This is a genomic window from Erwinia papayae, assembly GCF_058241465.1.
In genome coordinates this window covers 526,179-539,043 of sequence record NZ_JBZCHT010000009.1, presented here as the reverse complement: position 1 = coordinate 539,043, position 12,865 = coordinate 526,179, and the positions used below count along the sequence as shown (strand labels likewise).

At 51.4% G+C, this 12,865-nt stretch carries 14 protein-coding genes and 1 pseudogene; 13 read left to right on the top strand and 2 right to left on the bottom strand.

What is annotated here, in order from left to right:
• Positions 1-3 precede the first annotated feature (3 nt).
• The 11 genes and pseudogenes from fliJ to AC3RPL_RS07200 all read left to right on the top strand — a co-directional run bounded on the left by fliJ (position 4) and on the right by AC3RPL_RS07200 (position 9,313).
• The gene (gene fliJ, locus AC3RPL_RS07250) at positions 4-450 is read left to right on the top strand and encodes a flagellar export protein FliJ (protein WP_490739474.1); all 447 of its coding nucleotides are present in this window, start codon (positions 4-6) and stop codon (positions 448-450) included.
• Positions 447-1,772: a flagellar hook-length control protein FliK gene (locus AC3RPL_RS07245; RefSeq protein ID WP_490739473.1), complete on the top strand. Its 1,326-nt coding sequence runs from the start codon at positions 447-449 to the stop codon at positions 1,770-1,772. Before fliJ ends, AC3RPL_RS07245 begins: the two co-directional genes overlap by 4 nt.
• Positions 1,773-1,923: 151 nt before the next feature.
• Positions 1,924-2,403 carry a flagellar basal body-associated protein FliL gene (gene fliL, locus AC3RPL_RS07240; RefSeq protein ID WP_261640360.1) on the top strand — a complete coding sequence of 160 codons (480 nt, stop codon included), beginning with the start codon at positions 1,924-1,926 and terminating at the stop codon, positions 2,401-2,403.
• A gap of 5 nt (positions 2,404-2,408) precedes the next feature.
• A complete protein-coding gene (gene fliM, locus AC3RPL_RS07235; RefSeq protein ID WP_379891585.1) occupies positions 2,409-3,416 on the top strand; it encodes a flagellar motor switch protein FliM in 1,008 nt (335 codons plus the stop codon).
• Positions 3,409-3,810 carry a flagellar motor switch protein FliN gene (gene fliN / locus AC3RPL_RS07230; protein ID WP_034935570.1) on the top strand — a complete coding sequence of 134 codons (402 nt, stop codon included), beginning with the start codon at positions 3,409-3,411 and terminating at the stop codon, positions 3,808-3,810. Before fliM ends, fliN begins: the two co-directional genes overlap by 8 nt.
• A 1-nt stretch (position 3,811) precedes the next feature.
• Positions 3,812-4,216: a flagellar biosynthetic protein FliO gene (gene fliO / locus AC3RPL_RS07225; protein WP_490739472.1), complete on the top strand. Its 405-nt coding sequence runs from the start codon at positions 3,812-3,814 to the stop codon at positions 4,214-4,216.
• Positions 4,213-4,947, top strand: a complete 735-nt coding sequence (gene fliP, locus AC3RPL_RS07220; protein ID WP_490739471.1) for a flagellar type III secretion system pore protein FliP — start codon at positions 4,213-4,215, stop codon at positions 4,945-4,947. The genes fliO and fliP overlap by 4 nt, the downstream gene beginning before the upstream one ends.
• Positions 4,948-5,068: 121 nt before the next feature.
• Entirely contained in the window at positions 5,069-5,338 is a 270-nt protein-coding gene (fliQ, locus tag AC3RPL_RS07215) for a flagellar biosynthesis protein FliQ (protein ID WP_490739470.1), read from the top strand.
• A complete protein-coding gene (gene fliR / locus AC3RPL_RS07210) occupies positions 5,338-6,123 on the top strand; it encodes a flagellar biosynthetic protein FliR (protein ID WP_034935561.1) in 786 nt (261 codons plus the stop codon). Before fliQ ends, fliR begins: the two co-directional genes overlap by 1 nt.
• Positions 6,124-6,773: 650 nt before the next feature.
• Positions 6,774-7,410, top strand: a pseudogene (gene rcsA / locus AC3RPL_RS07205) (transcriptional regulator RcsA).
• A 196-nt stretch (positions 7,411-7,606) separates the two neighbouring features.
• Entirely contained in the window at positions 7,607-9,313 is a 1,707-nt protein-coding gene (locus AC3RPL_RS07200) for a methyl-accepting chemotaxis protein (RefSeq protein WP_490739469.1), read from the top strand.
• Positions 9,314-9,470: 157 nt separating this feature from the next.
• On the opposite strand, the gene dsrB is transcribed toward AC3RPL_RS07200, so the two are convergent.
• Positions 9,471-9,665 (bottom strand): protein DsrB, encoded by a 195-nt coding sequence (dsrB, locus tag AC3RPL_RS07195; protein WP_034935556.1) that lies wholly within the window; start codon positions 9,663-9,665, stop codon positions 9,471-9,473.
• A 44-nt stretch (positions 9,666-9,709) separates the two neighbouring features.
• On the bottom strand, positions 9,710-9,868 hold the full coding sequence (locus AC3RPL_RS07190) for a YqaE/Pmp3 family membrane protein (protein ID WP_034935554.1): 159 nt from the start codon (positions 9,866-9,868) through the stop codon (positions 9,710-9,712).
• Between the two features lie 900 nt (positions 9,869-10,768).
• Between AC3RPL_RS07190 and AC3RPL_RS07185 the strand changes: the two genes are divergently transcribed.
• Both AC3RPL_RS07185 and AC3RPL_RS07180 read left to right on the top strand, forming a co-directional pair.
• Positions 10,769-11,563, top strand: coding sequence for a mannosyl-3-phosphoglycerate phosphatase-related protein (locus AC3RPL_RS07185; RefSeq protein ID WP_490739468.1), 795 nt, complete (start codon positions 10,769-10,771; stop codon positions 11,561-11,563).
• A gap of 40 nt (positions 11,564-11,603) precedes the next feature.
• Complete coding sequence (locus AC3RPL_RS07180) at positions 11,604-12,824, top strand: glycosyltransferase family protein (protein ID WP_034935549.1); 1,221 nt, start codon at positions 11,604-11,606, stop codon at positions 12,822-12,824.
• Positions 12,825-12,865: the final 41 nt, after the last annotated feature.

The window sequence follows — 12,865 nt, the reverse complement described above, 5'->3', positions numbered from 1 at the left end:
AGCATGAGCAAGCAAGCCTCACCGATAGACACACTGTGCGACCTGGCGCATAAAGACCTCGATAAAGCCGCGATTCAGCTGGGCGAAGTGCGGCGGGCGCAGAAGCAGGCTGACGAACAGCTGTCGATGCTGCTTAACTACCAGGACGAGTACCGTAAAACGCTCAACAATAATATGTCAGAGGGCATCAACAGCACCCGCTGGTACAACTATCATCAGTTTATCGCCACGCTGGAAAGTGCCATTGAACAGCATCGCCAGCAGCTGGCGCACTGGGACAGTCGCCTGGAGAAAGCACTCAGCTACTGGCGCGATAAACAGAAACGGCTGCACGCCTACGAAACCCTTCAGGCTCGTGCGCTGGCGAACGAATTACTACAGGAAAACCGTCTCGATCAGAAACGGATGGATGAATTTGCCCAACGGGCATCATTGAGGAAAGGCGAATGAACACGTTGCCCATTGTTGTCAATGCCACCAAAGTCAGCACCACCACGGCCTCGTCCGGCTCCGCCGCGACGACGGGCGACGCCACCACCGACGTAAGCCTGGGTGATAATCCCCAGGATACTGCCAGCCAGGGATTTCTCAGCCTGCTGGGCAATAAATTACTGAAGCAGGCACTACAGGGACAAACGGCGGCGAAAGGCACGGTAACCACTCCGGCCAGCGAAACCAGCACCACCGATGTGGCTGAAGGCAGCCAGTCGGCCAGAACGAAGCTGAATAAACTGCTGGCGTCACTTAACCAGCCAGAAACCACGACTTCGCTGTTAAGCTCAGTAAAAGCCGCCGCCGACAGTAAAACCGATCAGACCAGTACTGACAGCAATACGGACACCACTGCCGCCAGCACCACGCTGAGCAACAGTGATATGCAGGCGATGCAGGCTCTGTTTGCGATGTTACCACCGGCGCAACAGCCGCAGGCCGCCCTGAAGGCGGGCAGCACTGACGCTCAGAGTGAGAATGACAGCATTAAAGGTGACAAACAGTCCACGCTGGCGTCACTGCTCTCCGGCAATAACGGCGTCAGCACCGAAGATGAAAGCAACACCAACACCAAAGCCAGCGACAGGTCTTCTGCTGCGCTGTCACTGAACGCTAATACCAGCAACAGCGCGGTTAAAAACAGTGCTGATAGCAGCCAGCTGAATACCGCGTTTCAGCAGGTACTGAGTCACGTAACTAAAGAGACTGACAAAGAAAATTCAAGTTCCTCCACGTCCACGACGATAACCAGTAATGTCGTCAGCGCCGCCTCTGCCGCACTGACGCCAGCCACCACCACCACGGTAACGGCACCTGCGACGTCGCAACTGAGTTCGCAGTTAGGCAGTCCGGAATGGCAACAGGCGCTGGGACAGCAGATTGTGATGTTCAGCCGCAACGGCCAACAGACCGCAGAGCTGCATCTTCATCCGCAGGATCTGGGCAGTATTCAGATCAGCCTGAAACTGGATAACGACCAGGCACAGCTGAATATGGTGTCAGGTCACAGTGAGGTGCGTGCCGCACTGGAAGCCGCTCTGCCGCAATTACGTAGCGCACTGGCGGAAAGTGGTATCAACCTGGAACAAAGTAACGTCAGCAGCGATGCCTTCCAGCAGGGACAGAGCTTCAGTGGTCAGCAGGAGCAGCAGCGTAATAACAGCGGCGGCAACACTTTCAGCCTTAGTGCAGAGAATGACAGTGACGTCACGGCGATTGCCGTACCCGCCAGCTTACAGGCGCGGGCAAGCGGAACCGGTGCTGTAGATATTTTCGCCTGATGACTACAAACGCAAAAGCTGACGGCAAAACCCGCGTTTTTTCTGCCAATTGTTTCATGCAGGACGCGGGATAATCTGCCCATAACGCTGCGGGGGAGCGGATTACGTGGTGCCGCCCTCCCCAAAATACTCACAGGAAGTTATAGCTCATATGACCGATAAGAAAGCCAAAAGCGGCAAACGTAAGCTTCTGATCCCGTTGATACTGCTGGTATTAGTGATAGCAGGCAGCGTGGGAGGCTATTTCGTCTGGCGCATGATGAAGGCTCCCGCTGATACGGCGCAGGCTGCCAAACCTGAGCCACCGCCAGCGCCGGTCTTTTTCGCTCTGGACACCTTTACCGTTAACCTGATCAATCCGGATAACGATCCAGATCGCGTATTGTATGTCGGTTTTACCCTGCGTCTGCCCGACGAAGATACCCGTCGCCGGATGAGCGATTATCTGCCGGAAGTGCGCAGCCGCCTGTTACTGCTGCTCTCCCGGCAGAACGCCGCCTCACTGGGTAATGAGCAGGGTAAGCAGGACCTGATCAATCAGATTAAAGCCGTTCTGGCACCGCCGCTGGTCCCAGGTGAACCTCAGCAGAAGGTGAATGATGTGCTGTTCACTGCTTTTATCCTGAGGTAAGAAAAATGGGCGACAGTATTCTTTCTCAGGCAGAAATTGACGCACTGCTTAACGGTGACAGCGACAGCGCGGCTGAAGAAAACACCAGCAATGCGGGCGACAACAATATCCGTCCTTATGATCCCAATACGCAGCGCCGTATGGTGCGTGAACGCCTGCAGGCGCTGGAGATCATTAACGAACGTTTTGCACGCTCATACCGGATGGCGCTGTTTAACCTGCTGCGCCGCAGCCCGGATATCACCGTCGGTGCGATCAAAATTCAGCCTTACCATGAATTTGCCCGTAACCTGCCGGTGCCCACCAACCTGAACCTGATCCATCTGAAGCCGCTGCGCGGCACGGCCCTGGTGGTATTTTCACCGAGCCTGGTGTTTATTGCCGTCGATAACCTGTTTGGCGGAGATGGCCGTTTTCCGACCAAGGTGGAAGGACGCGAATTCACCGCCACCGAACAGCGGGTGATCCGCAGAATGCTGAAGCTGGCGCTGGAAGGCTACAGCGAAGCCTGGAAGCCAATTTATCCACTGGACGTGGAATATGTTCGCTCTGAAATGCAGGTTAAATTTACCAATATCACCACCTCACCGAACGATATCGTGATCACCACGCCATTCCAGGTGGAGATTGGTAACCTGATTGGTGAGTTCAATATCTGTATTCCTTTCAGCATGATTGAACCGCTGCGTGAAACGCTGGTCAATCCACCGCTGGAAAACTCGCGTCAGGAAGATCATTTCTGGCGCGAGACGCTGGTGAAACAGGTTCAGCACTCTGAGCTGGAGTTGATTGCTAATTTTGCCGATGTATCGATGCGTATTTCACGCCTGCTGGCCCTGAAACCAGGGGATATATTACCGATTGATAAGCCGGATCGCATTATCGCCCATGTTGATGGCGTACCGGTATTAACCAGCCAGTACGGCACGCTGAACAATCAGTATGCACTGCGGGTGGAACATCTGATTAACCCGATTTTGAATTCGATGAATGAGGAACAGCCCGATGAGTGACACCAAGAAGCCGTCCGAAGACGACATCTCCGCGGACGACCTGTGGGCTGACGCGCTGAATGAGCAGTCGAACAGCGCACCAACCGAAGGGGTGTTTAAATCTCTCGAAAGCAATGATATTGCCGGATCGTTGCAGGATATTGACCTGATTATGGATATTCCGGTCAAGCTGACCGTCGAGCTGGGCCGCACCAAAATGACCATCAAAGAGCTGCTGCGTCTGACGCAGGGTTCAGTGGTGGCGCTTGACGGTCTGGCCGGTGAGCCGCTGGATATTCTGATCAACGGCTATCTGATTGCGCAGGGTGAAGTGGTAGTGGTCGCTGATAAATATGGTGTGCGTATTACCGACATTATTACGCCTTCAGAACGTATGCGTCGCCTGAGCCGTTAATATGAACAACAGCAGCAGCCAGACACAACAACCCGCAACGGTCGGTCAGCCCGCCATCTCCACCGCATCCACGCTGACCCAGGTCAGTAGCGTACTGGCGGTTATTATTTTGTTAATTCTGGCCTGCGCCTGGCTCGCCAGACGACTGGGCTTTGCCCCCAAACGCGGCGTCGCCGGACAGAGTCTGTCCGTCAGCGCCAGCTGTCAGGTTGGTCAGCGTGAACGCGTGGTGATCGTTGATGTGGAAGATGCCCGGCTGGTACTGGGCGTTACCGCACAGAATATTTCACTACTGCATGCCCTGCCGCCCAGGCCGCCAGAAGATAATGCCTCTGCGCCGAAAAGCCCGGCAGATTTCCGCCAGGCTTTTCAGCAGTTACTTAAACGTCCCGGAAAGTCAGAATGAAACGCGCCTTTATCCTGCCAGCGCTGCTGTTACTCCTGACACCCGCCGTGCATGCCCAGTTGCCGGGCCTGGTCAGTCATCCGATAGCCAATGGCGGTCAGAGCTGGTCACTGCCGGTGCAGACGCTGGTGTTTATCACCTCGCTGACCTTCCTGCCCGCGATTCTGCTGATGATGACCAGCTTTACCCGCATCATCATCGTGTTTGGCTTGTTACGCAACGCCCTTGGCACGCCCTCCGCGCCGCCGAACCAGGTGCTGCTTGGTCTCGCCTTGTTCCTGACTTTTTTCATCATGGGTCCGGTGTTCGACAAAATTTATCAGGATGCTTATCTGCCGTTCAGTGAAGATAAGATCAGTATGGAAGTCGCGATTGATAAAGGCGCGCAGCCTCTGCGGGAATTTATGCTGCGCCAGACACGCGAAGCCGATCTGGCGCTGTTTGCCCGGCTGGCAAATACCCCACCGCTTCAGGGGCCGGAAGCCGTACCGATGCGCATTTTGTTGCCGGCTTATGTCACCAGCGAACTGAAAACCGCATTTCAGATCGGTTTTACCGTATTTATTCCTTTTCTGATTATTGACCTGGTGGTCGCCAGCGTATTGATGGCGCTCGGAATGATGATGGTGCCACCCGCCACCATCTCTTTGCCTTTCAAACTGATGCTGTTCGTGTTGGTTGACGGCTGGCAGTTGCTGATTGGATCGCTGGCTCAAAGTTTTTATTCATAAAAGCGTGCCGCACTAAGCGCTGGCCGCTGTAGGCTCAACGCGCCGGCGGGAAAACGGCAGTATTGCGGCAACGGCGTATTTCACCCCGTCGCAAACGTTAATATTTTATCCGGAGTCTCTTATGACACCCGAATCGGTTATGGTTATTGGTCACGATGCGATGCAGGTTGCGCTTGCGCTGGCGGCACCATTGCTGCTGGCCGCATTGATAAGCGGTCTGCTGATCAGTCTGTTGCAGGCAGCTACGCAGATTAATGAGCAGACGCTGTCATTTATTCCGAAGATTCTTGCTGTGGTGGCAACCATTGTGGTCGCCGGTCCGTGGACGCTCAATCTGGTGCTGGACTATATGCGTACGCTGTTCAGTAACCTGCCGAATATGATTGGCTGATGTTACATTTTGACAGCAATCAACTGCTGATGTGGGTGGGACAGTTATTCTGGCCCCTCGCCCGGATTCTGGCGCTGATTATGACCGCTCCGCTGCTCAGCGAGAAATCGATTAGCAGAAAGGTTAAAGTCGGGCTGGGGCTGATGATCACCTATGTCCTGCTTCCTTCACTGCCACCGGTCAATGTGACGCTGTTCTCCGTCAGTGGCTTCTGGCTGCTGCTTCAGCAAATTCTCATCGGCGTGGCGATAGGTTTTACCATGCAATTTGCCTTCGCGGCGGTGCGCACCGCCGGGGAAGTGATTGGTTTACAGATGGGCCTGTCGTTTGCCACCTTCTTTGATCCTGCCAGTCGTCTCAACATGCCGGTGCTGGCGAGATTCCTTGATATTCTCGCCATGCTGCTGTTCCTGACTTTTAACGGGCACCTGTGGCTAATCTCAATGGTGGCGGACAGTTTTCATACGCTGCCGATTGGTGGCGATCCGGTTAATGGCAACGCTTATCTGGCGCTGACTAAAGCGGCAGGCATGATTTTCCTTAACGGACTGCGATTAGCGTTACCACTGATAACTTTGCTCCTCACGCTGAACCTGGCCCTGGGTTTGTTAAACCGTGTTACACCACAGCTTTCGGTTTTTGCTATTGGCTTCCCTGTCACCTTATCCTTAGGCCTGGTATTTATGAGCCTGATGATGCCGCTGTTGGCTCCTTTCTGTGAGCATCTCTTTAGCGAAGTATTTGATTTACTCGCCAGTATTCTTAGCGAACTTCCTGCCAGATAAATTAATGAATCGCCCAACGTGAAAATAACCATAGTTAAGCAAATAAAATGTTTGTTAGCATTTATCGAACCACTTTTATCAGAATCATCTTAAGGAAAATCTGATAAATGATTCTTCACTATGAAAATCATTCTTATTAAAAGCTGATTAGCGTATTTTGATTATGGAAAGGCTCGGAATGTTGCAGGAAGGTTAACAGCGGCATGAATTACAACAGCATGTTTTCAATGGGAATTTTATTTCACATGGTTTTTCTTGTGCCAGAACAATTTTTCCGGCATTGTCAACATTCATGTCGCACTAAACATTCATCCGCTGAATGTTTTTTAGGAATCGTCCTATCAGATTTCTCTGTATTTTGCGGGATAGTGGCATGACTCACAAAAAGTGCCGAATGCTGTTGTAAGGCAAATACTCCGACAATCTTGCGAGAAAAATTATATTTTTTCAGCGCGTTGTCTGTTTGTCATCCTGCGTATATTCCAATGCCTTGTTGTGCACGATCAGGATGGTGAGGCGTTAAGCTTCAGTTTTGCTTAATGCTGCAATGCCTATAACTATATGAAATAAGAATGTTTACTTTAGTCACACAACAATCGCGTAATTCATCGTTAATTCAAACGGATAACAATTTGGTGAGGGTCGTAATAATGCCAACAATTATAATGGACACATGTAGCTATACACGACTGGGGCTGACAGATTATTTAAGCATGAAGGGGGTAAAGAAGAAAAATATCACCTCCGTTACTGATATCGATCAGCTACAAACCAGATGCCTGCAGGTCCAGCCTGGCGTGGTTTTTATTAACGAGAATTGTTTTATCCACGAAGCAGATGCCAGTCAGCGCATAAGATCCATCATTATGCACAATCCTGACACGCTGTTTTTTATTTTTATGGCAATATCAAATATTCATTTTGAGGAATATCTTTATGTTCGTAAGAACCTGATTATAAACTCAAAATCAATAAAGCCGGCCACGCTCGACAATCTGCTTTATAGTTATTTTCAGAAGAGAATTAATATATCTCCGCGTTTTTCCACCGGGTTCGATGTCAATCCACTGACGTTGAGCCAGACTGAATCTAACATGCTGAAAATGTGGATGTCAGGCCACGATACCATTCAGATATCGGATTAAGATGAAAATTAAGGCCAAAACCGTTTCTTCCCACAAGGGAAATATTAAACGTAAAATTAAAACACACAACAAACAGGTTATTTATCATGTCGTTCGTCTTACGGATAACGTTACCAGCGGTATATATGTCAAAGTGAGATAACGTTTTTAACCACGATAGCAGCCGGTTCGCTCCGGCTCTTATTTGTTGCCCCCGATCTGCCCTTTCAGTCTGCGTTTTTCTTTACTGGTTTTGTTAACCAGATTGCAATTTTATGTTAATTCTTTCTTGTGCTGTGCCGATGCTCTCTTATCAGACCTGACTTCGCATCATTTACCCTGACTGAGAGCAAAAGGACATGAAACCATCACAACCTAATGCCGGTTCATCCCGGATAAGTTTCTGGCAAAACCTGCGGCTGGTACCTCTGTTAGGTACGATCCTGGGGACGATTTTATTGCTGTTTGCCCTGAGTATTGCCCTCGCCAGCTATTTTCTTATCCAGAGTAACCAGTCCCTGAAAGATGTTACTGAAGAAATTCAGGTTCGCATGGCTATCTCAAACAGTTCTAACCATCTGCGCACCGCCCGCCTTAACATCATTCATGCCGCCGCTGCGGCGCGCATCGGTGAGATGGTCACCTTTGATGACAATCTGAAGCAGACCGGGAAACGTATTCAGTCAGCCAGAGACAACTTTAATGCTTACCTGAATCGACGGGTTAAAACTGCGGACGATGAAGCACTGGATGGTGAACTGAAAACCCGCTTTGAGGCCTGTATCACGCAGGGTTTGTTGCCGATGGTGAAAAGCGCCAAAGACGGCAGCTTTGAAGGGGTGATTTCTCAGGAAACTGACGTTACGCGAAAACTGGATGATGCCTACAACGATATCCTGCTGAAAGCCATTGCTATCCGCGTACAGCGGGCAGATGCCATTAACGACGCCGCCCGGCAGCAGAACCGCCACAGTTTTATCATGATGGCCAGTGCCTTTGCCGCCGCGCTGTTACTGACCGGAGCAACCTTCATTTTTCTCCGCCGGGTGGTGATTGCCCCGCTGCACCGGGCCGTGGACCGTATCGGGCATATTGCACGTGGCGATCTGACCGCTGCGGAACAGCCCTGGGGACGAGGTGAAATCGGCACACTCAGCAGTAACCTACAGACGATGCAACAGTCACTGATAAACACCGTCAGTGCGGTACGTGAAGGGGCCGTCGCAATTTATCAGGGATCCGGTGAAATTTCCGCCGGTAATACCGATCTCTCTTCCCGTACAGAGCAGCAGGCTTCGGCGCTGGAACAGACCGCAGCCAGCATGGAACAGCTGACCGCTACGGTAAAACAGAACGCCGAAAATGCCCATCACGCCAGCCAGCTGGCTGCGGATGCATCCGGTAAAGCACGCGAAGGTGGAGATATTGTCAACGGGGTGATTAACACCATGAATAATATTTCCGGTAGTTCGAAGAAAATTGCTGAGATAACGACGGTGATCAACAGCATTGCTTTTCAGACCAATATTCTCGCGTTAAATGCCGCGGTTGAAGCCGCCCGCGCCGGAGAACAGGGCCGTGGCTTCGCCGTTGTCGCCAGCGAGGTACGTAATCTTGCGCAGCGCAGCGCCGGAGCGGCAAAAGAGATTGAAGCACTGATTGCTGAGTCGGTGAGCCTGATTGGCCAGGGCTCATCGGAAGTGGGCCATGCAGGTGAAACCATGACCGATATTGTTGAGGCGGTGCGTCGGGTAACCGATATCATGGCTGAAATCGCCGCTGCCTCAGACGAGCAGAGCCGGGGAATTTCGCAGGTCAGCCTTGCCGTCACTGAAATGGATAACGTGACTCAGCAGAATGCCGCGCTGGTAGAGCAGGCGACCGCCGCTGCGGCATCCCTGGAAGAGCAGGCTTCGCGACTGACTCAGGCGGTAGCCGCCTTCCACCTGAGCGACAGCGTGTCGCGCCCTCTGGCCCGCCAGGAGACTGCTCCGCCAAAAGTCGCGGTACTGGCTGCGCCGCCACGGCCCGCTCTGGCCAACAGTGATAACTGGGAAACGTTTTAGGATCGCGTTGGCCTCAACAGGGACAATGGCGTCCTGAAACGGTGTCAGGGGTGGGCCTCTGGATATACCCCTGGGATAATAAGTCACCGGCTAAGGCTGGCGAGGGGTGGCGGTCAGCAGTTGTATATGTACTGCTGACCGCTAATCACAACAGCAATCAGGCTTCTGAAAGTGGCTCGACGAACAGGCCATCTTCATTGCCCGTCTCATTAAAGAACCAGATCCCTGACGGATAATCATCCAGCGACACCAGAAACATGGTGCCCTCACTGAAATCTTCTGCCGCCAGCACCGTTCCCTGTCTGCGGGGGCCACCGTCAGTTTTGACTGTGACCCTGTCGTTCACTTGCATCCTCTCAGCTCCTCTGCGTATTTACGGTAAGTTTTTTGTCAGGATCAGCGTCTCGCAATCACCCATACCGCATGCACAATACCCGGAATATAACCACAAAGGGTTAATAAGATATTAAGCCAGAAAGCTCCGCCAAAACCCACCTGCATAAAAACGCCAAGTGGTGGCAATATAATCGCAATAATGATGCGAATAAAATCCATGTTTCCTCCAGGATATGGTTGCAAAACCGATTTGTAATCGATTGATTAGTATAGCTGTAACCCAAAAAAGTCGCTTCTGCTGGCGTGTAAAAATGCGTAAGAGGTTCCGCACTACATTCTTTTAAATTTTTTAACACTTCCCGGAAAGACTTCTGACAGGGTTGCAACATACACTGTCTCCACTGCACCAACCCCAAAGGCGCAGTCAACCTAAAAAGTAACAAGGATTTTTGCCCGCGCAGCGCGGGCTTTTTTTTGCCATCGGTTTTCTGCCGCATCACCTGCCCTTTTCCCCTGACAACCTGGTCCATACATATTTATCTGCCCCACAGCAATCGCTGAAAGTCTGTCAAACTCACCTGGCTCTTTTGCCATAACTGCCCCAGAAAGAAACCGGCGGCTCAGCGGACAGGTCGGAATTCAGCATTTATTACAGAAGGAGTTAAGTGGATTAGCAGAGCTAAAAAACCGCAGTGAGCCAGGCGCCCGGATTAAATGGAAAGATTGCGACAGAGCCAGAAAGCCCTCTCAAACAGCAATAAAAAAACCCGACCTCTGGCCGGGTTGAAAACGTTCAAAAAATTCGTTACACAGGAAATTCGCTTGCCAGATGAGAGTACTCTGTTTTCCGCCAGAGGCAAATTTGAGAAATTGTGCGGATTTACACAAAAATGCGTTTTTTTACAGCCTGATGGGTCCCGAAGCCTTTTACGCCGCGCAATGCGTCTTTTATCACCCGTTATTCTTTATTTGCAGGCACTGAAACTTTAAGACTATTCCTGGGAACCGAAGCCGCATTTTCTACCACTGGCGCGCCTTTCAGCAATCATCCAGATCCTGTCAGCAGCGCTATACTGAAGACTATCCAGACTTTTTTGCCCCATAAACAGGAGAACGAGGATGCCGACGCTTGCAGACCCGTTAATGATTGTCACTGACCTTGATGGCTCACTTCTGGATCATCACACCTACAGCTGGGAAGCCGCCAGACCCTGGATCGAACGACTTACTGCCGCAAATATTCCAATTGTTATCTGCTCAAGTAAAACGTCAGCAGAGATCCTGCCACTACAACAATCACTGGGTATCGAAGACGCGCCTTTTATCGCTGAAAACGGCGCTGTCGTGAAATTCCCCTGCGCCGATCGGACGCCAGAAGCAAATCGGAGCTATGCACAGCTTTGCCAGGCGTTGCACAAATTGCGTCAGCAGCATGGGTTTAAATTTACCGGATTTGCCGATGTCACCGCACACGAAGTGGCGGAATGGACCGGTCTTACCCCCGCCGATGCCACCCTGGCCCGGATGCGCGAAGGTTCAGAAAGCATTATCTGGCGCGACAGCAGCGAAAATTTTACTACTTTTCAGCAGTTACTCAGTGCGGCAGAGCTGACGCTGGTTCAGGGTGGACGTTTCTGGCATGTCATGGAACAGGGACGGGGTAAAGGCACCGCGCTGAGTGCATTACTGCGCCATTTTCCACACCCGCAGGGGCTGGCCCGCCAGACAATTGGCCTGGGCGATGGCCCAAACGATGCTCCGATGCTTGATGGGGTCGATTACGCCGTGGTGATTAAAGGTTACAGTAAGAACCGCGTGGAGCTGACGCGCGAGGATCGGGATAACATTTATTACAGCAGCAGTTATGGCCCGGAGGGCTGGAGTGAAGGCCTGACACATTTTATCAGTGGTTAACTGAATCTGCCCTGAGGGTGCAATTTTTGAGGGAAAAGCGATGAGTGATTTTTTTCAAAATGGCGTGATCACTAATTTTCATAATCTGACCGATCGCAGCGTTGAAAACCTGGAAAAGGATCTGGTGCAGTTTTCTGACAAACGCAAAATGGGGCTGATCCTGCCGTCACTTTTTTCCGAGCTGGAAGGTCCGGCACTCAGTCATATTGTCGATGAACTGGCAAAGGTTCCTTACCTTGAGGAGATTGTCATCGGACTGGATCGTGCCGACCGCGATCAGTTTCTCTACGCGCGGGAGTTTTTTTCACGACTGCCGCAGCGCCACCGCATTTTATGGAACGATGGCCCAAGGCTGAAAAGCATTGATGCAGAGCTGGATAAAGAGGGACTCTCTCCTTCTCAACCGGGTAAAGGCCGCAACGTCTGGTTTTGTACCGGTTATACCCTGGCGTCGGACCGCTCAGCCTGCGTGGCGCTTCATGACTGCGACATTGTGACCTATGAACGTGGCATGCTGGCCCGTCTGCTCTATCCACTTGCCAACCCCGCGTTTCAGTATGAGTTCTGTAAAGGATTTTATGCCAGGGTAGCCGACAATAAACTTAACGGCCGTGTCGGGCGTCTACTGGTTGGCCCGCTGTTGCGTTCATTGCAGAAGGTTTATGGCCATTCGGAGTACCTTGATTATCTCAGTAGCTTTCGCTATCCGTTGTCAGGTGAATTTGCCATGCGCACCCATGTGCTGAACGGAATCAAAATTCCCGGTGACTGGGGGCTGGAAATTGGCGTACTTTCAGAAATTTATCGCAACTACACCACCCGTCAGAGTTGCCAGGTGGAAATCGCTGACAATTACGACCATAAACACCAACCGCTGTCTGAAGAAGACGGCACTGGCGGCCTGCGTCGGATGAGTAATGATATTGTGCAGTCGCTGTTGCGTAAGATGGCCACCATGGGGGTGAATATCACCAGCGATTCCTTTCGGGTACTGAAGGCGACTTACTATCGCAATGCATTAGATATGATGGAAATTTACAATCATGAAGCCACCATGAATGGTCTTAAATTTGACCAACATGCGGAAGAAGCGGCGGTAGAAATGTTCACGCAATCCATTCTGGAAGCAGGTCAGGCGTTTACCGAGCGACCCAATGATAAACCGTTTATTCCCAGCTGGAGCCGGGTGCAGTCAGCATTTCCGGATATTCTGCAACGTATTTATCAGGCGGTGGAAGAAGATAATGCCGGTAAGATTTAACGCTTATCCGGCAATTATCAGCATGAATGGACTGAAGCCGA